This window comes from Glycomyces sp. MUSA5-2 (assembly GCF_037034145.1).
Lineage (GTDB): Bacteria > Actinomycetota > Actinomycetes > Mycobacteriales > Micromonosporaceae > Glycomyces > Glycomyces artemisiae.
Map to the genome: position 1 here is coordinate 42,124 of NZ_JBAGKG010000006.1, position 23,772 is coordinate 65,895.

General features: G+C 69.8%; 21 protein-coding genes and 1 pseudogene. 20 read left to right on the forward strand and 2 right to left on the reverse strand.

Features of this window, described 5'->3' with window-relative positions; all coding sequences use genetic code 11:
• The first annotated feature begins 96 nt into the window (after positions 1 to 96).
• The 4 genes from WA640_RS19135 (at position 97) to WA640_RS19150 (ending at position 4,409) form a co-directional block, all read left to right on the forward strand.
• Positions 97 to 726 (forward strand): DUF4272 domain-containing protein, encoded by a 630-nt coding sequence (locus WA640_RS19135; RefSeq protein ID WP_181245690.1) that lies wholly within the window; start codon positions 97 to 99, stop codon positions 724 to 726.
• A 36-nt stretch (positions 727 to 762) separates the two neighbouring features.
• Positions 763 to 1,848: an adenosine deaminase gene (locus WA640_RS19140; RefSeq protein WP_335989716.1), complete on the forward strand. Its 1,086-nt coding sequence runs from the start codon at positions 763 to 765 to the stop codon at positions 1,846 to 1,848.
• A 23-nt stretch (positions 1,849 to 1,871) separates the two neighbouring features.
• Positions 1,872 to 3,110: an amidohydrolase family protein gene (locus WA640_RS19145; protein WP_335989717.1), complete on the forward strand. Its 1,239-nt coding sequence runs from the start codon at positions 1,872 to 1,874 to the stop codon at positions 3,108 to 3,110.
• Positions 3,111 to 3,770: 660 nt separating this feature from the next.
• Complete coding sequence (locus WA640_RS19150; protein WP_442904792.1) at positions 3,771 to 4,409, forward strand: class I SAM-dependent methyltransferase; 639 nt, start codon at positions 3,771 to 3,773, stop codon at positions 4,407 to 4,409.
• Positions 4,410 to 4,466: 57 nt separating this feature from the next.
• Here WA640_RS19150 and WA640_RS19155 read toward each other — a convergent pair whose 3' ends face one another.
• Positions 4,467 to 5,327, reverse strand: a complete 861-nt coding sequence (locus WA640_RS19155; RefSeq protein ID WP_335989721.1) for a dioxygenase family protein — start codon at positions 5,325 to 5,327, stop codon at positions 4,467 to 4,469.
• Positions 5,328 to 5,410: 83 nt separating this feature from the next.
• On the opposite strand from WA640_RS19155, the gene WA640_RS19160 reads away from it, so the two are divergent.
• On the forward strand, positions 5,411 to 5,872 hold the full coding sequence (locus tag WA640_RS19160; RefSeq protein WP_335989723.1) for a MarR family winged helix-turn-helix transcriptional regulator: 462 nt from the start codon (positions 5,411 to 5,413) through the stop codon (positions 5,870 to 5,872).
• A gap of 94 nt (positions 5,873 to 5,966) precedes the next feature.
• Here WA640_RS19160 and wrbA read toward each other — a convergent pair whose 3' ends face one another.
• A complete protein-coding gene (gene wrbA, locus WA640_RS19165; RefSeq protein WP_335989724.1) occupies positions 5,967 to 6,587 on the reverse strand; it encodes an NAD(P)H:quinone oxidoreductase in 621 nt (206 codons plus the stop codon).
• A 449-nt stretch (positions 6,588 to 7,036) separates the two neighbouring features.
• Between wrbA and WA640_RS19170 the strand changes: the two genes are divergently transcribed.
• The 15 genes and pseudogenes from WA640_RS19170 (at position 7,037) to nuoN (ending at position 23,760) form a co-directional block, all read left to right on the forward strand.
• Complete coding sequence (locus tag WA640_RS19170) at positions 7,037 to 8,323, forward strand: geranylgeranyl reductase family protein (protein ID WP_335989726.1); 1,287 nt, start codon at positions 7,037 to 7,039, stop codon at positions 8,321 to 8,323.
• Between the two features lie 8 nt (positions 8,324 to 8,331).
• The gene (locus tag WA640_RS19175; RefSeq protein WP_181245692.1) at positions 8,332 to 8,691 is read left to right on the forward strand and encodes an NADH-quinone oxidoreductase subunit A; all 360 of its coding nucleotides are present in this window, start codon (positions 8,332 to 8,334) and stop codon (positions 8,689 to 8,691) included.
• Positions 8,692 to 8,696: 5 nt separating this feature from the next.
• Positions 8,697 to 9,332 (forward strand): NuoB/complex I 20 kDa subunit family protein, encoded by a 636-nt coding sequence (locus WA640_RS19180; protein WP_106363265.1) that lies wholly within the window; start codon positions 8,697 to 8,699, stop codon positions 9,330 to 9,332.
• On the forward strand, positions 9,329 to 10,021 hold the full coding sequence (locus tag WA640_RS19185) for an NADH-quinone oxidoreductase subunit C (protein WP_106363266.1): 693 nt from the start codon (positions 9,329 to 9,331) through the stop codon (positions 10,019 to 10,021). Before WA640_RS19180 ends, WA640_RS19185 begins: the two co-directional genes overlap by 4 nt.
• Positions 10,018 to 11,355 carry an NADH-quinone oxidoreductase subunit D gene (locus WA640_RS19190; protein WP_335989732.1) on the forward strand — a complete coding sequence of 446 codons (1,338 nt, stop codon included), beginning with the start codon at positions 10,018 to 10,020 and terminating at the stop codon, positions 11,353 to 11,355. The genes WA640_RS19185 and WA640_RS19190 overlap by 4 nt, the downstream gene beginning before the upstream one ends.
• Positions 11,352 to 12,029 (forward strand): annotated as a pseudogene (gene nuoE / locus WA640_RS19195) (NADH-quinone oxidoreductase subunit NuoE); the annotation flags it as partial. The gene WA640_RS19190 and the pseudogene nuoE, both read left to right, overlap by 4 nt.
• 17 nt (positions 12,030 to 12,046) lie before the next feature.
• Positions 12,047 to 13,378, forward strand: a complete 1,332-nt coding sequence (gene nuoF, locus WA640_RS19200) for an NADH-quinone oxidoreductase subunit NuoF (RefSeq protein ID WP_335989734.1) — start codon at positions 12,047 to 12,049, stop codon at positions 13,376 to 13,378.
• A gap of 2 nt (positions 13,379 to 13,380) precedes the next feature.
• Entirely contained in the window at positions 13,381 to 15,837 is a 2,457-nt protein-coding gene (locus tag WA640_RS19205; protein ID WP_335989736.1) for an NADH-quinone oxidoreductase subunit G, read from the forward strand.
• Complete coding sequence (gene nuoH / locus WA640_RS19210; protein ID WP_335989737.1) at positions 15,834 to 17,147, forward strand: NADH-quinone oxidoreductase subunit NuoH; 1,314 nt, start codon at positions 15,834 to 15,836, stop codon at positions 17,145 to 17,147. The genes WA640_RS19205 and nuoH overlap by 4 nt, the downstream gene beginning before the upstream one ends.
• Positions 17,147 to 17,713 carry an NADH-quinone oxidoreductase subunit NuoI gene (gene nuoI, locus WA640_RS19215; protein WP_106363271.1) on the forward strand — a complete coding sequence of 189 codons (567 nt, stop codon included), beginning with the start codon at positions 17,147 to 17,149 and terminating at the stop codon, positions 17,711 to 17,713. Before nuoH ends, nuoI begins: the two co-directional genes overlap by 1 nt.
• A complete protein-coding gene (locus tag WA640_RS19220) occupies positions 17,710 to 18,471 on the forward strand; it encodes an NADH-quinone oxidoreductase subunit J (protein ID WP_335989739.1) in 762 nt (253 codons plus the stop codon). Before nuoI ends, WA640_RS19220 begins: the two co-directional genes overlap by 4 nt.
• Positions 18,468 to 18,767, forward strand: coding sequence for an NADH-quinone oxidoreductase subunit NuoK (nuoK, locus tag WA640_RS19225; RefSeq protein WP_106363273.1), 300 nt, complete (start codon positions 18,468 to 18,470; stop codon positions 18,765 to 18,767). Before WA640_RS19220 ends, nuoK begins: the two co-directional genes overlap by 4 nt.
• A gap of 10 nt (positions 18,768 to 18,777) precedes the next feature.
• Positions 18,778 to 20,679, forward strand: a complete 1,902-nt coding sequence (nuoL, locus tag WA640_RS19230; RefSeq protein ID WP_335989741.1) for an NADH-quinone oxidoreductase subunit L — start codon at positions 18,778 to 18,780, stop codon at positions 20,677 to 20,679.
• The gene (locus WA640_RS19235) at positions 20,676 to 22,220 is read left to right on the forward strand and encodes an NADH-quinone oxidoreductase subunit M (RefSeq protein ID WP_335989742.1); all 1,545 of its coding nucleotides are present in this window, start codon (positions 20,676 to 20,678) and stop codon (positions 22,218 to 22,220) included. Before nuoL ends, WA640_RS19235 begins: the two co-directional genes overlap by 4 nt.
• Positions 22,213 to 23,760, forward strand: a complete 1,548-nt coding sequence (gene nuoN / locus WA640_RS19240; protein ID WP_335989744.1) for an NADH-quinone oxidoreductase subunit NuoN — start codon at positions 22,213 to 22,215, stop codon at positions 23,758 to 23,760. The genes WA640_RS19235 and nuoN overlap by 8 nt, the downstream gene beginning before the upstream one ends.
• The last annotated feature ends 12 nt before the right edge of the window (positions 23,761 to 23,772 follow it).

Consider the following 23,772-nt stretch of genomic DNA (forward strand, 5'->3'; position numbering starts at 1 on the left):
CCCCACCGAGTGAATGCGCACTCACCCCCACAGGTGAACCCCAACGTGGTAGGGAGCCCCATGCCGACGGTGACCTCAGATCCCCGGACCCTTCGTATGCGCACTGTGGACGGCTTCAGCGCCCTCGGCATACCCGCGCCGCCCGCGCAGTTCCCGCTCCCGTTCCCCGAGGGGCGGCTCCCGCGGCTGCGGCCGCGGGGCCACGTGGAGGCCCGCGCCGCGATCCTGAACATCGTGCAGGCCAGGGTCTTCGACATGCCCGAGGAGCTCGCGATGCGGTGGCTCCTCGACGCGCACGTCCTCGACCACCTCGCCCCCGACGAGTGGGGGTTCATCGCCTGCGGCCGGGGCGACCGCGCCCGGTACGCCGACCAGCTGGAGAGCCTGTACACGGTCTCGTGGCTGCTCGGTCTCGTCGACCACCTCGACCCGGGCGTCCCCTGCTCCGAGGAGCTGCCCGAGCTGCTCCCGGACCTGCGCCGCCCCGAGTCCTTCGGCGCGTGGCGCGACCGGCAGCTCACTCCCACCAGGGATCCGGGCGTCGTGGCCGAGATGCTCGACTTCTACTACTGCCTCGACTGGGTCTGCGACCAGGCCCGCCGCTCCGGCCAGCCGATGCCCCGCGGCGTCGACGACAACCTGGTGTGGCACCGCCGCTGGGCCCTCGAATGGGCCCTGGTCCTCGACGGCGAGCGCCCCGTCCACTGGGATGAAGTACGGCTGTGAGGCGGGCCCGCGAACGCGGCTGACTATATTCATGGGATGAATCAAGCTCTCTCCCACGACGAACTGCGCGCGGCCCCCAAGGTCGTGCTCCACGAGCACCTCGACGGCGGCGTGCGCCCCCAGACGCTCATCGAGATCGCCGACGAGATCGGCCACGAGCTGCCCGCGACCGAGGCCGGGGCGCTCGGCGACTGGTTCTTCGAGGCCGCCGACTCCGGCACGCTCGCGCGGTACCTGGAGACCTTCGACCACACGATCGCCGTGTCCCAGACCGCCGAGCACTGCTTCCGCATCGCCTCGGAGGCCGCGCAGGACCTCGCGGCCGACGGCGTCGTCTACGCCGAGATCCGGTACGCCCCCGAGCAGCAGCTCACCGGCGGCCTCTCACTCGAAGCGGTCGTCGAGGCCACCCTCGCCGGGTTCGAGGAGGGCGAGCGCCTCGCCGAGAAGGCCGGGAACCCGATCAAGGCCCGCACGATCCTCTGCGGGATGCGCCACGCGAACCGCACCCTGGAGATCGCGAAGCTCGCGACCGCCTACCGCGACAAGGGCGTCGTCGGCTTCGACATCGCCGGAGGCGAGATCGGCAACCCCGCCGAAGCGCACGTGGAAGCCTTCGACTACCTGCGCCGCGAGAACATGCCGTTCACGATCCACGCGGGCGAGTCCGTCGGCCCCGAGTCGATCTGGGGCGCCGTCTCGGTCTGCGGCGCGAACCGCATCGGCCACGGCGTGCAGCTCATCAAGGACATCGACCTCACCGGCGACGACGCGAAGCTCTCGAACCTCGCGCACTACATCCGCGACCGCCGCATCGCGCTCGAAGTGTGCCCGTCCTCGAACCTCCAGACCGAGGGCGCCGAGTCCATCGAGACGCACCCGATCAAGGACCTGTTCGACCTCGGCTTCCGCGTCACCGTCAACAACGACAACCGCCTCATGAGCCGCACCCACACCTCCCGCGAGTTCCAGCTCCTGTCGGAGACCTTCGGGTGGGGCTGGGCCGAGGTCCGCAAGTGCACCGAGAACGCCGTCAAGGCCTCGTTCCTGCACTACCCGGAGCGCCGCGAGCTGCTCGAAGCGGTCGTCCGACCCGCCTACGCGGCGCTGGAATCCGCATAGGAGTCCCGAGTACGCTCGGGCGCATGCACGTTTACACCGCCCCTGTCGTCGTCCCGGTCGCGGGCGACCCGATCCGGGAGGGCGCGGTCGGGGTCGACGGCGGGCGCATCGCCTACGTCGGCCCCGCCGCCGACGCCCCCGAAGCCGACGAGACCACCGCGTTCACCGGGGTCATGACGCCCGGCCTGGTCAACGCCCACACGCACCTGTGCTACACCTCGTTCGCCGACATGTACGGCAACGAGAAGGAATTCTTCGAGTGGATCCAGGAGTTCGCGCGCCGCAACCCCGCGACCGCCGACGAAGCCTGGAAGGCCTCCACCCAGGAGGGCATCGACGAGTCGATCCGCCACGGCGTCACCGCCGTCGCCGACATCGTCACCGCCGCGGCCGGGTTCGCGCCGCTCCTCGCCTCCGACCTCGCCGGGGTCGCCTACTGGGAGGCCGTCTTCATCGACGAGGCCGCCTGGGAGGTCCGCCGCGGCCCCTGGCGCGAAGTCGTCACCGACACCCGCGCGGTCAACAACTCCGACCTCGCCGTCGGCGTCAGCCCCCACACCCTCTACACGCTCGGCACGAACGTCGGCAAGAGCATCGCCGAACTCGCCCGCACCCTCGACATCCGCCTCCACCCCCACCTCGCCGAGACCGCCCACGAGGACATGTTCGTGCGCCGCGGCTCCGGCCCGTTCGCGTTCATGAACCGCCGCGCCGGCCTCGACCTGGAGATCGCCGACGGCGGCGCCGGGCACTCCCCGGCCGTCCAGATGGACAAGGTCGGCTGGCTCGGCCCCGACTCCCACGTCGCCCACGGCGTCCACCTCGACAAGGCCGACCGGGAGCTCCTGCGCGACAAGGGCACCGCGGTCGCCGTCTGCGCCCGCTCCAACGCCCGCCTCGAAGCGGGCGAGCCCCCGATCGCGGCCCTGCGCGCCGAAGGCAACGCCGTCGCCGTCGGCACCGACTCCCGCGCCTCCTCGCCCGACCTCGACGTCGCCGCCGAATGGCCCGTCCTCCGCAGGATCGCCCTCTCCCAGGGCGACGCGGGCGACGGCCTCGACGAGTGGCTCGTGCGCGCCGCCACCGAAGGCGGCGCCAAGGCCCTCGGCCGCGACGACATCGGCGCCATCAAAGAAGGCAACCGCGCCGACCTCGCCGTCTTCGACGTCCCCACCGACGGCGACCCCTATGCCGCGCTCGTCGCCGGGGCCGCGGGGAAGTGCACCGCCACCGTCCTCCGCGGCCGTCTCACGGACCGGTAATTCACGTCCCAGTGGATAACACTTCGATTTCGAGACTTGCCGCACGGCCAGTAATCCGCAATGCTGAATGAGCACCCTGTTGTACACGGTGTCTTAAGTCTCGATTCACCGGAGAGGCCCCACCTCTCTGTTGTATCCCCTGGAGAAGGCGGGGCGCGCATTGCGCGCCCCGCCGCCGCATTTGCCCCCGAAACGCCTGTGACCGCGCCCACCGACTAGTTATCGGATGGGTTACGCGCGATAACGGTTCGGTTTCATAGATCGACATCACAGCGTCCATGCGTCAAGCTCATCGTGTAGCGCAGACCGCACTCGGGGGATCTCTCAGCGTCATCCCAGACTGGGACCCCGGGCGTCCGCGCCGGGTCCGAGACGACGAGGAGGCGCAGTGAACGGTTCACCCACCGCGACGACTCCCCGTGCGCCCCAAGCGGACCCCAGCACAGCTCCCTTCCCGGGCGAGCGCGCGGCCCTTCCCTGCTCCCTCAAGGCCGCACGCGACGCGTGACCCCGCGCGCGCCCGATATAACCCCTTGATCCGCCGGGGCCCACACCGACAGGGCTCCGGCGGATTTTCTCTGCGGGGTGTGCGAGGCTGTCGGGGTGATCGAGGCGAACGAAGCGAATACCCCGCGTAAAGAACCCGGCCGCATCGCGGCGATGTTCGACCGCGTCGCGCCGAACTACGACCGCGCCAACACCGTCATGGTCGCCGGGCAGGACAAGCGCTGGCGCCGCGCCGTGCGCGAGGCCCTCAGCCTCCAGCCCGGCGAGCGCTGCCTCGACCTCGGCGCGGGCACCGGCGTCTCCACCGTCGAGCTCGCCAAGTCCGGCGCCGACGTCATCGGCGTCGACTTCTCCCTCGGCATGCTCCAGGCCCACCAGGACCGCCAGGTCCCGCTCGTGAACGCCGACGCCCTGCACCTGCCCTTCGACGACAACACCTTCAACGCCGTCACCGGGTCCTTCTTCATCCGCAACGTCGACGACCTCGACGCCTGCCTCACCGAGATCCTCCGCGTCCTCGCCCCCGGCGGCCGCATGGTCCTCTGCGAGGTCTCCACCCCCGTCTGGAAGCCCTACCGCAAGGCCCACGGCGTCTTCGTCAAGCACGTCCTCCCCAAGGTCGCCGGCCGCGTCGGCTCCGACCCCGACGCCTACCGCTACCTCTCCGAATCCACCCTCGAATGGCCCGACCAGGCCGCCTTCGCCGACCGCATCGTCAAGGCCGGCTACCGCAAGGTCGCCTGGCGCAACCTCGCCGGCGGCGCCGTCGCCATGCACCGCGGCTTCAAATAGACCGAACGCGAAAGGGGCGCCCCGGCATCGAGCCGGGGCGCCCCTTTCGCGCTTCGCTCACGCGAGCTGGAAGCTGCGCTTCGAGAGGCCGAACCAGTAGCCGTCGATCACCGTCTGGGCGGGCTGCTCCTGGTCGGAGGCGGCGCCGTAGGTGACGAACAGCGGCACGTAGTGGTCCACCGTCGGGTGCGCGTACGGCATGCCGGGGGCCTGGGAGCGGTAGCGGGCGAGGGAGTCGATGTCGCCGCGGGCCAGGGCCTCGGAGGCCCAGAGGTCGAAGTCCTCGGACCAGCCGGGGATGCGGTCGGGGTGGTGGAAGTCGACGAACGGGAGGCCGTGGGTCATGAAGCCGGAGCCGACGACGAGGTAGCCCTCCTCGCGGAGCGGGCGCAAGCGCCGGCCGAGGTCGATGAGGCGGTCGGGGTCGTGGGTCGGGATCGACAGCTGGAGGACCGGGACGTCGCCGTACGGGTACATGACCTTGAGCGGCACCCACGCGCCGTGGTCGAGCCCGCGGCTCGCGTGCTGGTGCAGCGGTTCGGCGTCCGGCATCGCGGCGGCCACGCGCTTCGCCATCGCGCTCGCGTCCGGCGTTGAATACTGCATCTCGAAGTACCGCTGCGGGAAGCCCCCGAAGTCGTAGACCAGCGGCGTCCCCGGGTTCGGGCTGGAGATCATCAGCGGCGCGGCCTCCCAGTGCGCCGAGACGATCAGGATGCCCTTCGGCCTCGGCAGGCCCTGCGCCCACGCGAACAGCCGGTCCATCCACTCGGCCTCGTCGAACAGCGGCGGGGCGCCGTGGGAGAGGTACAGCGCCGGGAGGGCCCCGTCCGCGGGGGTCCAGTCGCGGCGCTCGGCCGCGCGGGGCGCGGTGGTGTCGAGGAAGGCGTCGAACGCGGCGCCGGGACGAGTGGGCATCGGGAACTCCAGTCTCTTGAACCTTCAATGAAAATGGTACTCGGGTTGCTTGATGCATCAAGTAGTGAAGTTAAGCTTGGGGCATGAGTGATGCGGCGCCGTGGCTTGACGACGAGGAGATGTCGGCATGGCTGCCGCTGATCGGCCTGGTCATGCGCCTCCCGGGCGCCCTCGACCAGTCCCTGCGCCGCGACGTGGGCCTGAGCCACTTCGAGTACGGCGTCCTCGCCGTCCTGGAGCAGGCCGAGGACCAGACCATGCGCATGAGCGACCTCGCCTACCTCTGCAACGGCTCGCTCTCGCGCCTCTCGCACGTCGCCCGCCGCCTCGAAGGCGACGGCCTCCTGCGCCGCTACGCCTGCCCCACCGACGGCCGCTCGACCCTCGCGACGCTCACCGACGGCGGCCGCGAGCTGCTGAAGAAAGCGGCTCCCGGCCACGTCCAGACGGTCCGCGACCTCATCTTCGACGAGTTCTCCCGCGACGAGATCCGCCTCCTGGGGGACATGTGCCGCCGCATCATCGCCCGCATCCAGGCCCAGTAGGCCTATATCCTATTTCCTATAGGATATAGGAAACGGCGACGCCCGGCCCGTTCCCGCAGGTGCCCTTGGGAATCGGACCGGGCGTTCGGTGTGCTTACGCGGCGACCGCGGCGCGGCCGGCCTTGAGGGCCGCGGCGGTGGCGACGACGCGCTCGGCCTGGGCGGTGGCCCCGGCGAGGGTCTGCTCGTCGATGTCGTAGCCCTTCCAGTGCGACACGCCGTACGGCGAGGCGTTCGCGAACAGGGTCTCGTTCGCGTAGCCGGGGGCCACGATGATGCCGCCGAAGTGGTGGAACGAGTTGTAGAGCGCGAGCAGCGTCGACTCGTTGCCGCCGTGCTTGCCGGAGGCCGCGGCGAAGCCGGAGTAGACCTTGTCGGCGAGCAGGCCCTGGAACCACTGCGGGCCGAGGGTGTCGATGAACTGCTTCAGCTGGGCCGCGACATTGCCGTAGCGGGTCGGGGAGCCCATGATGACCGCGTCGGCCCAGGTCACGTCGTCCGCGGTGGCCTCGGGGATCTCCTGGATCGCCGCGTAGTTCTGGGCCCACGCCGGGTTCGAGTCGATCGCGGCCTGCGGGGCCAGCTCGGCCACGCGGCGCAGGCGCACCTCGGCGCCGGCCTTCTCGGCGGACTCGGCGATCTGCTTCGCGAGGGCGGTGACGTTGCCGGTGGCGGAGTAGAAGATCACGGAGACCTTGACGGGTTCGACGGACATATGCGCTGCCTCTTCCAAGTGATGCGTCTCAAGTAGTTCAGATTTGAATTACCCATCGACCATAGCGGCGCTCCCGTGGAAGTTCAAATTCGAACGATGTGGCGCTCGCCACGTACTGCCCGTTTTGCGAACCAGCCCCGCGGGGGAGTGATCGCGACCCCTGCTCGTGTTACGAGAGTGTTTCGGGGCATCGACAGTTGTCTGTGACCACAACTGTCGGCTTTATCACTTGCTTCGGGGTCGCCACCGCAGCCGCTCCAATCGCACCCGCAACTCTGGTTCAAGTACGCGCGTACGGCTCGTGACCTCGATTAATGACAACTTAGGCGGACCTAAGTGACAGTGCGTGGATATCGAAGTTCTAGACTGGCTGCAAACGCTTGTGAAGATCTTCACAAGCGGGTGAGTCGTGTAAAGGATCACCACCCCATCCGCCTGAGAGGACGCCCGTGACCACTCACGCAGCCCCGGATGCCGATGTCATCGTCGTCGGCGCCGGGCCCGGGGGTTCGGCCGCAGCCCATCACCTCGCCGCCCGGGGCCTCGACGTGCTGCTGCTGGAGAAGACCCGCTTCCCGCGCGAGAAGGTCTGCGGCGACGGGCTCACCCCGCGCGCGGTCGCGCAGCTGCTCAAGATGGGCGTCGACACCTCCGAGTCCGCCGGGTGGATCCGCAACAAGGGCCTGCGCGTCGTCGCCGACGACCTCGCCATCGAACTCGACTGGCCCGTCCTCGACGACTTCCCCAACTACGGCCTCACCCGCACCCGCTACGACTTCGACCAGCTCCTTGCCGACAAGGCCGTCGAAGCCGGCGCCCGCCTGCTCACCGGCGTCAAGGTCACCGCGCCGGTCTTCGACCTCGCCGGGCGCGTCTGCGGCGTCACCGCTTCCCGCAACGGCGAGCCCGTCGAGTTCAAGGCCCCCTTGGTGATCGCCGCCGACGGCGTCTCCGGGCGCCTCGCCCTCTCCCTCGGCCTCAAGCGGGACGAGAAGCGCCCCATGGGCGTCGCGGTCCGCCAGTACTACAAGTCCGCGGCCAAGCACGACGACGACTACCTGGAGTCGTGGCTGTCGCTGCGCACGGCCGCCGAACCCGATGTGCTGCAACCGGGCTACGGCTGGATCTTCGGCCTCGGCGACGGCCGCGTCAACGTCGGCCTCGGCGTCCTCAACTCCTCCGAGGGCTACGGGAAGACCGACTACCGCGCGCTGCTGCGCGACTGGCTCGCGAACACCCCCGAGGAATGGGGCCTCGCCGACGAGGCGAACGCCGACGGCCCGGTCCGCGGCGCCGCGCTCCCCATGGGCTTCAACCGGGTCCCGCACTACAGCCGCGGCCTCATGCTCGTCGGCGACTCCGGCGGCATGGTCAACCCCTTCAACGGCGAGGGCATCGCCTACGCCATCGAAGCGGGGGAGGTCGCGGCCAAGGTCGTCGCCGAAGCCCTGAAGGCGCCCAACGTCCCTCGTCGCGAAGCGGTCCTGCGCACCTATGCCGACCGCATGGACGGCCTCTGGGGCTCCTACTACCGGATGGGCGGGATCTTCGTCCACCTCATCGGCAGGCCCGCCGTCATGAAGCTGTGCACCGAGCACGGCCTGAAGCGTCCGGCGCTCATGCGCGTCGTATTGAAACTGCTCGCGAACCTCACCGACCGGCCCGGGCGGGACGCCGCCGACCGGATCGTCAACGGCATGCGGTTCATAACACCGACTCTGGGAAGGAGGCTCTGAGGATGGGGATGGAAGTCTACGTACCGGTCGTCATCATGCTCGCGATCGGAGGCGGCTTCGGCGTCGTCTCGGTCATCGCCTCGCGGATCGCCGGTCCCCGCCGGAAGAACCGCGCCAAGGAGGACCCGTACGAGTGCGGCATCGAGCCCGCGCCCACGACGTCGGGCCCCACGAAGTTCCCGGTGAAGTTCTACCTCACCGCCATGCTGTTCATCGTCTTCGACATCGAGATCATCTTCCTCGTGCCGTGGGCGGTCCACCACGACGTGCTCGGGATCTTCGGGTTCTGGGCCGTCCTCATGTTCATCGCCGCGCTGTTCGTCGCCTACGCCTACGAATGGCGCCGCGGCGGACTGGACTGGGACTAGCCAAAATGGGTATCGAAGAGAAACTCCCGCAGGGCATCATCCTCACCTCCGTCGAAGCCCTCGTGAACTGGACGCGGCGGGCCTCCATGTGGCCCGCGACGTTCGGCCTCGCCTGCTGCGCGATCGAGATGATGGCGACCGGCGCCGCCCGCTACGACACCGGCCGCTTCGGCATGGAGGTCTTCCGCGCCAGCCCGCGCCAGGCCGACCTCATGATCGTCGCCGGGCGCGTCAGCCAGAAGATGGCGCCCGTCCTCCGCCAGATCTACGACCAGATGGCCGAGCCCAAGTGGGTCCTGTCGATGGGCGTGTGCGCCACCTCCGGCGGCATGTTCAACAACTACGCGATCGTCCAGGGCGTCGACCACGTCGTCCCCGTGGACATGTACCTCCCCGGCTGCCCGCCCCGCCCCGAGATGCTCCTCGACGCGATCCTCAAGCTCCACGAGAAGGTCCAGCACGAGCCCTTGGGCGAGAAGCGGAAGCAGGCCCTCGCCGACCTCCCCGAGCCGGTCGTCAAGCCCGGCGCGATGCCCTCCTCCTACCGCTTCGACAAGCAGCGCAAGAAGGAGTGGACCGAGGCCGTCAAGGCCGGCACCGAGGAGCAGCTTCGCATCAGGAAGGCGGTGGCGAAGCGATGAGCGACGAGACCACCGGCACCGGCCGGGCCGACAGCGTCCAGCCCGTCGGCATCGAGCGCAAGGGCCTGTTCGGCGCCAAGGGCACCGGCGACACCTCCGGCTTCGGCGGCCTCGTGCAGGCCGCCCCCACCGCGGGCGAGATCGTCTCCACCCCGGCCCCGCTCGGCGGCTACTTCGACGAGATCGTGGACGCCCTCCGCGAACTCCTCGGCGAGGAGGCCGTGCGCGCGGTCGTCGTCGACCGCGGCGAGCTGACCATCTACATCGCGCCCGACCGGACCGCCGAGGTCTGCAAGGCCATGCGCGACGACGAGGGCCTGCGCTTCGAGCTGTGCGACTCCGTCTCCGGCGTCGACTACCCCGACCAGCGCAACCGCCTCCACGTCGTCTACCACCTCACCTCCATGACCTACCGCCGCCGCGTGCGCCTGGAGACCGCCGTCGGCCTCGACCACCCCGTGGTCCAGTCCGTCGCCGAGGTCTACCCGACCGCCGACTGGCAGGAGCGGGAGGCGTACGACATGTTCGGCGTCGTCTTCGAGGGCCACCCCCACCTCACCCGCATCCTCATGCCCGACGACTGGGAGGGCCACCCGCAGCGCAAGGACTACCCGCTCGGGGGCATCTCGGTCGAGTACAAGGACGGGGCGCACATCCCGCCGCCCGACGAACGGAGGGCCTACAAGTGACCACCACCGATCACAGCAGCGCCGACGCCTATGCGGCCGAACGCGACACCACCGAGGGCCGCGTCTACACCGTCACCGGCGGCGACTGGGACGAGCTCGTCGCCTCCGTCGACCCCGTCAGCGAAGAGCGCCTCATCGTCAACCTCGGCCCGCAGCACCCGTCCACGCACGGCGTGCTCCGGCTCGTGTGCGAGCTCGAAGGCGAGACCGTCCGCTCGGTCCGCCCCATCGTCGGCTACCTGCACACCGGCATCGAGAAGAACATGGAGTACCGGACCTGGGTCCAGGGCACCACGTTCGTCACCCGCGCCGACTACCTCGCGCCGATCTTCAACGAGACCGCCTACTGCCTCGCCGTCGAGAAGCTCCTCGACGTCAAGGTGCCCCGGCGCGCCGACGTCATCCGCGTCATCATGATGGAGCTCAACCGCATCAGCTCCCACCTCGTGGCCCTCGCGACCACCGGCATGGAGCTCGGCGCGCTCTCGATGATGATCTACGGCTTCCGCGACCGCGAGAAGATCCTCGACATCTTCGAGGCCGTCTGCGGCCTGCGCATGAACATGGCCTACGTGCGCCCCGGCGGCGTCGCCCAGGACCTCCCGTCCAACGGCGTCCAGATGATCCGCGACTTCGTCGAGTACATGCCCAAGGGCCTCGACGACTACGAGGGCCTGCTCACCGGCAACGCCATCTGGCAGGAGCGCACCCAGGGCGTCGGCTACCTCGACGTCTCCGGCTGCCTCGCCCTCGGCGTCACCGGCCCCGTCCTGCGCTCCGCCGGGCTCGCCTGGGACCTGCGCAAGACCATGCCCTACTGCGGATACGAGGAGTACGACTTCGAGGTCCCGACCCACAACGGCGCCGACGCCTGGGCCCGCTACCTCGTGCGCCTCGAAGAGATCCGCGAGAGCCTCAAGATCATCAGCCAGGGGCTCGACAAGCTCGAACCCGGACGGGTCATGGTCGAGGACAAGAAGATCGCCTGGCCCGCCCAGCTCGCCCTCGGCGCAGACGGCTCCGGCAACAGCCTCAACCACATCCGCCACATCATGAGCCAGTCGATGGAAGCGCTGATCCACCACTTCAAGCTCGTCACCGAGGGCTTCCGCGTCCCGGCCGGGCAGGTGTACACCGCCATCGAGGCGCCCCGCGGCGAGCTCGGGATCCACGCCGTCTCCGACGGCGGCACCCGGCCGTTCCGCGTCCACATGCGAGAGCCCTCCTTCGTCAACCTCCAGTCCATCCCGGCGCTCGCCGAGGGCGGACTGCTCGCTGACGTCATCGCGGGCGGGGCCTCGCTCGACCCGGTCATGGGAGGTTGCGACAGGTGAACTACCCGGAGAAGATCCGCGAGCAGGCCGAGGCCATCCTCGTCCGCTACCCCGAGGGCCGCGAGCGCTCGGCGCTCCTGCCGCTCCTGCACCTCGTGCAGTCGCACGACGGCTACGTCTCCGACGACGGCATCGCGTTCTGCGCCGACGTCCTCGGCATCACCAAGGCCCAGGTGCAGGCGGTCTCGACCTTCTACACCATGTACAAGCGCGAACCGGCCGGCGACTGGCTCGTCTCGGTGTGCACCAACACCCTCTGCCACGCCAAGGGCGGGCAGAAGGTCTTCGACGCGCTCTCCGACGACCTCGACGTCGGCCACGACGAGACCACCGCCGACGGCAAGATCACGCTCGAACACGCCGAGTGCCTCGCCGCCTGCGACTACGCGCCCGTCGTCACCGTCAACTACGAGTTCTACGACGACATGGACGAGGCCAAGGCCCTCGAACTCGTCAACGAGCTCAAGGAAGGCCGCCGCCCCGTCCCCAGCCGCGGCGCCCCCCTCTGCACCCTCCGCGAACTCTCCGTGCAGCTCGCCGGGTTCGAAGAGGAGCGCACCGCCGGACTCGAAGGCAACGCCCAGGGCGACGCCACGCTCGCCGGGGCCCGCCTCGCCGCCGAGGCCGGGATCGCCGCCCCCGCCTACGACCCGAACGCCCCACTGCTGGCCAAAGAACCCGAGGAAGCGAAGTGAGCGTAACCGTGCCCGGTCCCCGGCGTCCCCGCGAAGCGGTCCTCGACAAGCTCAAGCCGGTCGTCACCAAGCGCTGGCTCTCGCCGGGCGCCTGGCGCCTCGACGTCTACGAGCAGCTCGACGGCTACAAGGCGCTCCGCAAGGCCCTCAAGCACTCCGAGGCCGACCTCATCGCCTTCATGAAGGAGTCCGGCCACCGCGGGCGCGGCGGCGCGGGCTTCCCCGTCGGCATGAAGTGGCAGTTCGTGCCCGACGACGGCCAGGACCACTACCTGGTCGTCAACGCCGACGAGGGCGAGCCGGGCACCTGCAAGGACCTGCCGCTCATGATGAACGACCCGCACGCCGTGATCGAGGGCATCATCATCGCCTCGTACGCGATCAAGGCGTCGCGGGCCTTCGTCTACGTCCGCGGCGAGGCGATCCACGCCGCCCGGCGCCTGCGCAACGCCGTGCGCGAGGCCAAGGAGGCCGGGTACCTCGGCAAGGACATCCTCGGCTCCGGCTTCGACCTCGACGTCGTGATCCACTCCGGCGCAGGGGCGTACATCTGCGGTGAGGAGACCGCGCTGCTCGACTCGCTGGAGGGCAAGCGCGGCCAGCCGCGGCTGCGGCCCCCGTTCCCGGCCACGCACGGGCTCTACAACAAGCCCACGTGCATCAACAACGTCGGCACCATCGCCGCCGTCCCGCACATCGTGCTCGGCGGCGCCCAGTGGTGGAAGGACCTCGGCACCGAGACCGCCGCGGGCACGATGATCTACTCCCTGTCCGGCCGCGTCAAGCGCCCCGGCCAGTACGAGTGCAGCATGGGGACCACCCTCCGCGAGCTCATCGAGCTCGCCGGAGGCATGTCCGAAGGCCACGAACTGCGGTACTTCACCCCCGGCGGGTCCTCCACCCCGATGCTCTCGGCCGACTCCATCGACGTGCCGCTCGACTTCGACTCCGTCTCCAAGGCCGGGTCCATCCTCGGCACCACCGCGGTCATGATCTTCTCCGACCAGGACTGCCCCGTGGTCTCGTGCTGGCGCTGGATCAAGTTCTACGCGCACGAGTCCTGCGGCAAGTGCACCCCCTGCCGCGAGGGCAACTACTGGATGGTCCGCGTCTACGAGCGGATCCTCTCCGGACGCGGCCAGCTGTCCGACCTGAAGCTCCTGGAGAGCGCCTGCAAGAACCTCCTGGGCCGCTCCTTCTGCGGCCTCGGCGACGGCGCCACCTCCTGCGTCACGTCGTCCCTGAAGTTCTTCCGGCAGGACTACCTCGACTACATCGAGGGCCACAAGCAGCCCCTCTTCGATGCCGAGAAGATCGGAGCCCACTAGACATGACCGATCAAGTCACGTTCACCATCGACGGCGTCGAGGTCACGGTCCCCAAGGGCACCTTGATCATCCGCGCCGCCGAGCAGCTCGGCATCGAGATCCCCCGGTTCTGCGACCACCCGCTGCTCGAACCCGCCGGGGCCTGCCGCCAGTGCCTCGTCGACGTCCCCGACATGGGCAACGGGCGCGGGATGCCCAAGCCCGCCGCGTCCTGCACGACCACCGCCATGGAGGGCATGGTCGTCAAGACCCAGCACACCAGCGAGGTCGCGAAGGACGCCCAGGAGGGGATCATGGAGTTCCTCCTGATCAACCACCCCCTGGACTGCCCCGTCTGCGACAAGGGCGGCGAGTGCCCGCTCCAGAACCAGGCGATGAGCACCGGCCGCACCGAGACCCGCATGGAGGCCAAGGACAAGCGCAAGTACAAGAAGGCGCTGCCGATCTCCTCGCAGGTCCTCCTCGACCGCGAGCGCTGCGTCCTGTGCGCGCGCTGCACCCGCTTCTCCGACCAGATCGCGGGCGACCCGTTCATCGAGCTCATGGAGCGCTCGGCCCTCGAACAGGTCGGCGTCTACGAGGACGAGCCGTTCGAGTCCTACTTCTCGGGCAACACCGTCCAGATCTGCCCGGTCGGCGCCCTCACCGGCACCCAGTACCGGTTCCGCTCAAGGCCGTTCGACCTCGTCTCCAGCCCCAGCGTGTGCGAGCACTGCTCCGCCGGGTGCTCGCAGCGCTCGGACCACCGCCGCGGCAAGGTCCTCCGGCGCCTCGCCGGAGACGACCCGGCGGTGAACGAGGAGTGGAACTGCGACAAGGGCCGCTGGGCGATGTCCTACATCGACGCGGCCGACCGCATCACGAAACCCCTGGTGCGCGAAGAGGACGGGTCCCTGCGCGAAGCCTCCTGGCCCGAGGCCCTGCGCCGCGCCGCCGCCGGACTCGGCAAGGCCGGGGACAACACCTCCGGCCGCGTCGGCGTCCTCACCGGCGGGCGCCTCACCGTCGAGGACGCCTACGCGTACTCGAAGTTCTCGCGGATCGCCCTCGCCACCAACGACATCGACTTCCGCTCCCGCCCGCACTCCACCGAGGAGTCCGAGTTCCTCGCGCACGCCGTCGCCGGGGTCTACCCCTCCAGCGGCGCCGTCACCTACGAGGACCTCGAAAAGGCCCCCGTGGTCCTCACCGCGGGCCTCGAAGTCGAAGAGGAATGCCCGATCGCGTTCCTGCGCATGCGCAAAGCCGTCCGCCAAGGAGCACAACGAGTCCACGTGGTCGCCCCGTTCGCGACCCGCGGCACCGAGAAGCTCGGCGCGAACCTCATCGAGGCCCTCCCCGGCGAGGAAGCCGAACTCCTCGACGGCTGGACCCGCGGCGGCTACGTGCGCGACGCCCTCGCCGAGGACGGCGCCGTGATCCTCCTGGGCGAGCGCCTCGCCACGGTCGAAGGCGCGTTCTCCGCGGCGGTGCGGCTGGCCCGCGCCACCGGGGCCCGCCTCGCCTGGATCCCCCGCCGCGCGGGCGACCGGGGCGCGGTCGAGGCCGGGTGCCTGCCGGGCCTGCTGCCCGGCGGCGGCCTCGCCTCCTTTGCGGCCGACCGCGACCAGCTCGCCGAGTACTGGGGCGTCGAGTCCCTGCCCGGCGCGGACGGGCGCGGGGCCTGGCAGATCCTCCAGGCCGCCGCGGACGGCGAAATCGACGCGCTGCTGGTCGGCGGCGTCGACCCGTACGACTTCGCGGACGCGCCCGCCGTCGAGGCCGCGCTCTACGCGGCCCGCTTCGTGGTCTCCCTTGAGATCCGGCACTCCGCGGTGACGCGCGTGGCGGACGTGATCCTCCCGGTGGCGCCGGTGACCGGCAAGGCCGGGGCGTTCTTCGACTGGGAGGGCCGCCTGCGGACCTTCGACACGGTCATCGAGTCGGACCTGATGAGCGACCACGCGGTGCTCGACGCGCTCGCGGACGTCATGGGCGTGAAGCTCGGTCTCGCGGACACGCGGACCGTGCGCGCCGAGCTCGCGGGGCTCCCGGACCCGATCACCCGCCAGCCGGCCCCGGACTGGACGGCCGACCGGCCCGCGCACCCGTCGGAAGACGGCAAGGCGGTCCTGGCGACCTGGCGGCAGCTGCTCGACGGCGGCTCGCTCCAGGAGAACAACCCGCAGCTCGCGGGCTGCGCGCCGGACCCGGTGGTGCGCTTGAGCGCCGCGACGGCGAAGGCGATCGGCGCCTCCGAGGGCTCGGGCGTGACGGTGTCGACGGCGATCGGCGGGATCACGCTGCCGCTCAAGGTGACCGCGATGCCCGAGGGCGTGGTGTGGCTGCCTCAGAACGCCCCCGGTCGCGGGATCTACCGCCACCTGGGCGCGGGCTCGGGCGACGTCGTCACCATCCGCGCCTACCCGAACGTGCCCCGACCCGCTGAGGGAGACCAAGTGGAGGCGGTCAACTCATGAACGATCCGATCTGGCTGATGCTGATCAAGGGCGTCCTCGTCTTCATCGTGCTGGTCCTGCTGGTGCTGTTCACCATCTGGTACGAGCGGCGCGTCGTTGCGGTCATGCAGGTGCGGCCGGGCCCGAACCGCAACGGGCCCTTCGGGCTCCTCCAGTCCCTCGCCGACGGCTTGAAGCTGGCGTTCAAAGAGGACACGATGCCGCGGACCGCGGACCGGATCGTGTTCATCGCCGCGCCGGTCATCGCCGTCGCGTGCGCGTTCACGGCGTTCTCGGTGGTGCCCTTCGGGCCCGAGGTGAGCGTGTTCGGCCTTGAGACCGAGCTCCAGCTCACCGACTTCGAGGTCTCGGTGCTGGTGATCCTCGCGTGCTCGGCGCTCGGGGTGTACGGGATCGTGCTCGCGGGCTGGTCCTCCGGCTCCGCGTACTCGCTCCTGGGCGCGCTCCGCGCTGCGGCGCAGGTGATCTCGTACGAGATCGCGCTGGGCCTGGCGGTGCTGGCGGTGTTCTTCCAGTCGAAGCTGATGTCGACGGGTGCGATCGTCGAGGCGCAGGCCGAGGGCCTGCCGCTGTCGATCGGCGGCGCGGAGATCACGCTGCCGGGCTGGTACTTCATCGTCCTGGCGCCGTCGTTCGTGATCTTCGTGATCGCGATGGTCGGCGAGACGAACCGCGCCCCGTTCGACCTCCCCGAAGCGGAGTCCGAACTCGTGGCGGGCTTCGCGACCGAGTACTCCAGCCTGAAGTACGCGTCGTTCTTCCTCGCCGAGTACGTGAACATGGTGACGATGTCGGCCCTGGCGGTGACGCTGTTCCTCGGCGGCTGGGCCGCGCCGTTCCCGGACGCGTGGTGGCCGGGCGCGAACGAGGGCTTCATGCCGCTCGTGTGGTTCTTCGGGAAGGTCCTGGCGTTCCTGTTCTTCTACGTGTGGCTGCGCGGGACGCTCCCGCGGCTGCGCTACGACCAGTTCATGAACCTGGGCTGGAAGGTCCTCGTGCCGGTCTCGCTGGTGTGGCTCATGGTCCTGGCGGCCATGAACATCGGCCTGGACACGGGCAACGAGCTGCCGACGCGGATCGCGTTCGCCGGGGGCGCCGCGATCGTCGTCATGGCGCTGATCTTCTTCTGGCCCAGCCGCAAGCCCTACGAGAACCCGGCCGAGCCGGACACGGGCCTGGGCGGGTTCCCCGTGCCGCCGCTGGACCTCGCGGTCCCGCCGAACCCGCGCTCGCTCAAGCAGCTCGAACCCGCGAACACATCGTCAGTGCCCATCAACGGCTCCCGTTCCACTGAAGGGGAGGAGGAGTAATGTCCGGTTTCGCCAAAGGCTTCGGCGTCACCTTCGCGCACATGTTCAAGCCGAAGGTCACCGTCGAGTACCCGGAGAAGCCCTCCAAGCTCGAACCGCGCTACCACGGCCGCCACGTGCTCAACCGGCACCCGGACGGCCTGGAGAAGTGCATCGGCTGCGAGCTGTGCGCGTGGGCCTGCCCGGCCGACGCGATCTTCGTGGAGGGCGCCGAGAACACCGAGGCCGAGCGGTTCTCGCCCGGCGAGCGGTACGCGAAGACCTACCAGATCAACTACGCGCGCTGCATCTTCTGCGGCCTGTGCATCGAGGCGTGCCCGACCCGCTCGCTCACCATGAGCAACGAGTACGAGCTCGCCCGCGACGACCGCCGGGACCTCATCTTCACCAAGGAGGAGCTGCTCGCGCCGCTCATCGAGGGCATGGAGCAGCCGCCGCACCCGATGCGCCTGGGCGACAGCGAGAAGGCCTACTACGAGTCGGGCCCGGTCAACCCGGGCGCGAGCGAGGGCGCCGAGTTCTCGCTCACCGAGATGCTCGCGCAGAAGAAGGGCGGGCAGTCGTGATCGAGCTCGCGCAGTCCGCGTCCGCAGGCGAGTCGGTCTTCTTCTGGATCCTCGCGCCGATCGCGCTCGGCGGGGCCATCGGCCTCGTCCTGGCCCGCTCGGCCATCCACGCCGCGCTCTCGCTCGCGGTCACCATGATGTGCCTCGCGGTCTTCTACATCATGCAGTCCGCGCCGTTCCTCGGCTTCGTGCAGATCATGGTCTACACGGGCGCGATCATGATGCTGTTCCTGTTCGTGCTCATGCTGTTCGGGCGCGACTCCAGGGACTCGATGTTCGAGACGCTCAGGGGCCAGCGGCTCCTCGCGGTCGTCCTCGGCATCGGCATGGCCGCGCTCCTGTCCTCCGGCCTCGCCCGCGCCGTCTCCGGCCTGGTGATCGCCGAGCCCGCCGCCCCTGCGGGCCAGGGGAACGTGGAGCGGATCGCCGAGGCCCTGTTCTCGACGTACCTGTTCCCGTTCGAGATCGTCTCCGGCGTCCTCACCGTCGCCGCGGTCGGCGCGCTCATGTTCGCGCACGTCGCGAAGAAGGGCCCGCACCGCGGCCAGAAGGAGCACAGCCGCGAGCGGTTCGCGCCCGGCAACTACCCCGGCCCCAAGCCCGGGCCCGGCGTGTTCGCCACCTCGGACTCGACCGCGACCCCGGCGCTGCGGCCCGACGGCTCGATCGAGCCCGCGTCGCTGTCCGAGTACGTGCCGCCGCGCCAGCTCACCCCCGCCGAGGCGGCCCCGAAGCACACGGAAGGGCGGGAGTCGTGAATCCCGAGTACTACCTGATCCTCGCCGCGGCCCTGTTCTGCATCGGCGCGGTCGGCGTCCTGGTGCGGCGCAACTCGATCGTCGTGTTCATGTGCGTGGAGCTGATGCTCAACGCCGGGAACCTGACGCTCGTGACGTTCGCGCGCACCACCGGCACCGTCGACGGGCAGGTCATGGCGTTCTTCGTCATGGCCGTCGCCGCGGCCGAAGTGGTCGTGGGCCTGGCGATCATCATGTCGATCTACCGGTCCCGGCGCTCCGCCTCCGTCGACGACGCCAACCTCCTGAAGGCCTAGAGGGGACACTGTGGACGAAATCTCGTACGCGCCCGCCGAGGGGCTGCTGTCCTTCACCTGGGCGCTCATCGCCCTGCCCGCCCTGGGCGCCGCGATCCTCCTGCTCGCCGGACGCCGCGCCGACAAGTGGGGCCACTGGGTCGGCGTCACGACCATCGGCGCGGCCTTCGCGCTCGCGCTCGGCCTCTTCGGCTCCCTTGCGGGCCTTGAGGACAAGAGCGCGCACCTCGACCTGTTCACCGTCATCGAGGTCGGCTCCGTCAAGATCGACGCGAGCCTCCTCTTCGACCCGCTCAGCGCGGTCTTCTGCCTGCTCATCACCGGCGTCGGCTTCCTCATCCACGTCTACGCCGTCGGCTACATGGCCCACGACCCCGGGCGCCGGAAGTTCTTCGCGTACTTCAACCTGTTCGCCGCCGCGATGCTCATCCTGGTGCTCGGCGGCAACTACTTCATGACCTTCGTCGGCTGGGAAGGCGTGGGCCTCGCGTCCTACCTCCTCATCGCGTTCTGGCAGCTCAAGCCCGCCGCCGCGACCGCCGGCAAGAAGGCGTTCCTCACCAACCGGGTCGCCGACGTCGGGTTCCTCCTCGCGATGTTCCTCATGCTCGGCACGCTCGGCACCGTCGACTTCGCCGGAGTCTTCAACGGCGCCGCCGAACTCTCGACCACCACGAGCCTCGCGCTCGGCCTGCTGCTGCTCGCCGCCGCGTGCGGCAAGTCCGGCCAGTGGCCGTTCCAGACCTGGCTCCCGGACGCCATGGAAGGCCCGACCCCCGTGTCGGCGCTCATCCACGCCGCCACCATGGTCACCGCGGGCGTGTACCTCATCGCCCGCTCGAACGTCATCTTCAGCCTCAACCCCGACGTGCAGACCGCCGTCGTCGTCGTGGGCGCCCTGACGCTCCTGTTCGGCTCGATCGTCGGCTGCGCGAAGGACGACATCAAGCGGGTCCTCGCCTGGTCCACCGTCTCCCAGATCGGCTACATGTTCCTGGCCGTGGGCCTCGGCGGCGGCGCGTTCGCGCTCGGCATCATCCACCTGCTCGCCCACGGCTTCTTCAAGGCCGGGCTGTTCCTCGGCTCCGGCTCGGTCATGCACGCCATGAACGACCAGACCGACATCCGCCGCTTCGGCGGCCTGTGGCGCAAGATGCCGCTCACGTACGCGACGTTCGCCGCCGGATGGCTCGCCATCATCGGCCTGTTCCCGTTCTCGGGCTACTTCACCAAGGACCCGATCATCGCCGCCGCGTTCACCCGAGAAGGCTGGCAGGGCTGGGTCGTCGGCGGCGCCGCGCTCCTGGGCGCCGCGCTCACCGCGTTCTACATGACCCGCCTGTTCGTCCTCACCTTCCACGGCCCCAAGCGCTGGACCGAGGACGTCCACCCGCACGAGTCCCCGGCGATCATGACCGGCCCGCTCGTGCTCCTCGGCATCGGCTCACTCGCCGCGGGCGGCCTCATGGCCTCGCCCGTGACCGAGTGGCTCACGCCCGTGTTCGGCGAGCACCACGAGGCCCACGGCCACCTGACCCACCTCCAGGTCACGGTCGCGACCACCGTCGCCGTCGTCCTCGGCGCGGCCCTCGCCTGGGTCCTGTTCCGCAACGGCACCGACGAAGTGCCGCGCGCCGCCGCCTGGCCCGTGCGGTTCGCCCGCGCCGACCTCGGCGGCGAGGCCGTCAACCGCGGCGTCTTCGAGCGGCCCAGCCGCCTCGCGGCCTCCGCGTCCGTCGCCATGGACGGCCGCGTCGTCGACGGCGCCGTCAACGGCCTGTCCGCGGCGATCGGCGGCTCCTCGCGGCGCCTGCTGACGCTCCAGACCGGCTTCGTCCGCTCCTATGCCCTGTCCATTCTGTCCGGGGCGGTCATCGTGGTGGCCGCGCTCATGGTGGTGGTCACCCAATGAACGAACTCCCGTTGCTGTCGGCGCTCGTCGCCGTCCCCTTGATCGGGGCGGTCGTGGTCGCGTCGATCAAGCGCGAGAACGCCGACGCGGCCCGCTGGACCGCGCTCGGCTTCGCGGGCGCGGTCGCCGTCATCACGGCGCTCGTCGCGGTCGGCTTCGACTACGCCGAGGGCGCGCCGTGGCTCCAGTTCACGGAGTCGTACACGTGGATCTCCGCGTGGGACCTCAACCTGTCCTGGGGCGTCGACGGGATCGCGCTCCTCCTCGTCGCGCTGACCGCGGGCCTCACGCCGATCGCGATGCTCGCGGCCTGGCGCGACCTCGACGCGGTGACGCGCTCGGTCCCGGCGTTCTTCGCGCTGGTGCTCGCGCTCGAAGCGGCGATGCTCGCGACGTTCCTCGCCTCGAACGTGCTGCTGTTCTACTTCTTCTTCGAAGCGATGCTCGTCCCGATGTACTTCCTCATTGGCTCCTACGGCACCGGCCCGAAGAAGCAGTACGCGGCCGTCAAGTTCTTCCTGTACTCGCTCCTCGGCGGGCTCCTCATGCTCGTCGCGGTGATCGCCCTGTGGGTCAACAACGGCGGGGTCTTCGACTGGCAGACGCTCGTCGAGTCCGACCCGCTGGCCTCGGGGACGCTCCAGAACTGGCTGTTCCTCGGGTTCTTCGTCGCCTTCGCGATCAAGGCCCCGTTCTTCCCGTTCCACACCTGGCTCCCGGACGCGGGCGGCGCCGCGCCCGCGGCCGTCGCGGCGCTCCTCGTCGGCGTCATGGACAAGATCGGCACGTTCGCGATCCTGCGCTACTGCATCCCGCTGTTCCCCGACGCGACGCGGACGTTCGCGCCGTGGGTGATCGGCATGAGCGTCATCGGCGTCATCTACGCGGCGTTCGTCGCGATCGGGCAGACCGACCTCAAGCGCCTCGTCGCCTACACGTCGATCGCGCACTTCGGCTTCATCGGCCTGGGGATCTTCGCGTTCACGTCCGAGTCCGCCACGGGCGCGGTGCTCTACATGTTCAACCACGGCCTCGCGACGGGCCTGCTGTTCATCGTCGTGGGCTTCCTGACGCTGCGCCGCGGCTCGGCCCAGATCAAGGACTACGGCGGGGCCGCCAAGACCCTGCCGCTGCTCGCCGGGATCTTCCTGTTCGCCGGCCTCGCGTCGCTCTCGCTGCCGGGGACCGCGCCGTTCATCTCGGAGTTCCTGGTCCTGTTCGGGGCGTTCACGCACAACGAGCCGGTCGCGGTCCTGGCGACGCTCGGGATCATCCTCGCCGCCGCGTACGTGCTCTGGATGTACCAGCGCACCATGCAGGGCGAGCGGAACCCGCAGCTCGACGAGGTGCCCGCGATGAAGCGCGACCTCACGTTCCGCGAGAAGGCCCTCGTGGCGCCGCTCGTGGTCGCGATCCTCGGGTTCGGGTTCTTCCCGCAGCCGCTCATCGACTTGATCGAGCCGGCCGTCGACCACACGCTCGGGTTCGTCTCCGACGAGCCCGTCGACCTCCCCGCTGCCGAAGGAGCCGGTAATGAGTGAGTCCACAGAGCTCACGATCGACTGGGCCGGCCTGGCCCCCATGGTGATCGTGTTCGTCGCGGCCTTCGCGGGGCTCCTGGTCGAGGCCGCCGTGCCCAAGGCCCGGCGCCTCCCCGTCCAGGTCGCCCTCGCGGTGGCCGCGCTCGCGGGCGCGTTCGTCGCGGTGGTCCTCAACGCCGACAAGAGCGGCGCGGTCTTCAACCTCGGCGGCACCGGCCTCGGCTCGGTCATCGTCGACGGGCCCGGGCTGTTCCTCCAGGGCACCATCGCGATCCTCTCGATCATCGCGGTCCTGCTCCTCGCCGAGCGCCGCACCGTCCGCGGCGGCGACTTCGTCGCCGAGGCCGCGGTTGTCGCCGACTCCGCCGCCGACGTCGAGCAGCGCCGCGAGGACGGCGCGACGGAGATCTTCCCGCTCACGCTCTTCGCCGTCACCGGCATGATGATGTTCGTGACCGCGGGCGACCTGCTCACCATGTTCGTCGCCCTGGAGATGCTCTCGCTCCCGCTGTACCTGCTGTGCGGCCTCGCGAAGCGCCGCCGCCTTATCAGCCAGGAGGCCGCGCTCAAGTACTTCCTGCTGGGCGCCTTCGCCTCCGCGTTCTACGTGTACGGCATGGCGATGCTCTACGGCTTCGCCGGGACCGTGGACCTCGCCGGGATCAACCAGGCGGGCGTCTCCTCCGGGCAGCCGCGCATGCTCCTGTACATCGGCGTCGCGATGATCGCCGTGGCCCTGCTCTTCAAGGCCGCGGCCGTCCCGTTCCACATGTGGACCCCCGACGTCTACACGGGCGCCCCGACGCCGGTGACCGCCCTGATGGCCGCGTGTGTGAAGGTCGCCGCCTTCGGCGGCCTGCTGCGCGTGTTCAACGTGGGCCTGTCCTCGTCCGCCTGGGACTGGCACCTGATCCTCACGGTGATCGCCGTGGCGACGATGATCGGCGGCGCGATCTTCGCGGTCACGCAGCGGAACATCAAGCGGCTCCTGGCCTACAGCTCCATCGCGAACGCCGGGTACCTGCTCATCGGCGTGATCGCCCTCGGCGAGGCCGTCGGTCAGACGATGTTCTACCTCGCGGCCTACGGCTTCACGGTGATCGCGGCCTTCGCGGTCGTCTCGCTCGTGCGCGACGGCGACGAGGAGGCGACCCACCTCGCCCGCTGGGCGGGCCTGGGCAAGAACTCCCCGGGCACCGCCGTGGTCTTCACGATCCTCATGCTCGCCCTCGCCGGGCTCCCGTTCACCTCGGGCTTCACGGCGAAGTTCTCGCTCTTCTCCGCGGCGCTGCAAGCGGACGAACTGGGCCTGGTGATCGTCGGCGTCGTCTCCTCCGCGATCCTCGCCTTCCCGTACCTCCGCGTGGTCGTCCTCCTGTGGCTCAACGAGCCCGCCCCGGACGCCCCCACGGTCAACCTCCCCAGCCCGATGGCCGGCACCGTCGTCGCCGCAGGCGTCGCCGCCACGCTCATCCTCGGCATCGCCCCGGGCTTCCTGCTCGACATCGTCGACCAGGCGAGCACCTTCCTGAACACGTAACCAGCGAAGAAA

Bases quoted from the DNA above. Each gene is read 5' to 3' on its own strand.
- WA640_RS19155 (WP_335989721.1), bottom strand. From the start codon at position 5,327: ATGCCCACTCGTCCCGGCGCCGCGTTCGACGCCTTCCTCGACACCACC.
- WA640_RS19180 (WP_106363265.1), top strand. From the start codon at position 8,697: ATGGGTATCGAAGAGAAACTCCCGCAGGGCATCATCCTCACCTCCGTC.
- nuoH (WP_335989737.1), top strand. From the start codon at position 15,834: ATGAACGATCCGATCTGGCTGATGCTGATCAAGGGCGTCCTCGTCTTC.
- WA640_RS19160 (WP_335989723.1), top strand. From the start codon at position 5,411: ATGAGTGATGCGGCGCCGTGGCTTGACGACGAGGAGATGTCGGCATGG.
- WA640_RS19140 (WP_335989716.1), top strand. From the start codon at position 763: ATGAATCAAGCTCTCTCCCACGACGAACTGCGCGCGGCCCCCAAGGTC.
- wrbA (WP_335989724.1), bottom strand. From the start codon at position 6,587: ATGTCCGTCGAACCCGTCAAGGTCTCCGTGATCTTCTACTCCGCCACC.
- WA640_RS19235 (WP_335989742.1), top strand. From the start codon at position 20,676: ATGAACGAACTCCCGTTGCTGTCGGCGCTCGTCGCCGTCCCCTTGATC.
- nuoI (WP_106363271.1), top strand. From the start codon at position 17,147: ATGTCCGGTTTCGCCAAAGGCTTCGGCGTCACCTTCGCGCACATGTTC.
- nuoN (WP_335989744.1), top strand. From the start codon at position 22,213: ATGAGTGAGTCCACAGAGCTCACGATCGACTGGGCCGGCCTGGCCCCC.
- WA640_RS19135 (WP_181245690.1), top strand. From the start codon at position 97: ATGCGCACTGTGGACGGCTTCAGCGCCCTCGGCATACCCGCGCCGCCC.
- WA640_RS19145 (WP_335989717.1), top strand. From the start codon at position 1,872: ATGCACGTTTACACCGCCCCTGTCGTCGTCCCGGTCGCGGGCGACCCG.
- WA640_RS19205 (WP_335989736.1), top strand. From the start codon at position 13,381: ATGACCGATCAAGTCACGTTCACCATCGACGGCGTCGAGGTCACGGTC.
- WA640_RS19175 (WP_181245692.1), top strand. From the start codon at position 8,332: ATGGAAGTCTACGTACCGGTCGTCATCATGCTCGCGATCGGAGGCGGC.
- WA640_RS19185 (WP_106363266.1), top strand. From the start codon at position 9,329: ATGAGCGACGAGACCACCGGCACCGGCCGGGCCGACAGCGTCCAGCCC.
- WA640_RS19150 (WP_442904792.1), top strand. From the start codon at position 3,771: ATGTTCGACCGCGTCGCGCCGAACTACGACCGCGCCAACACCGTCATG.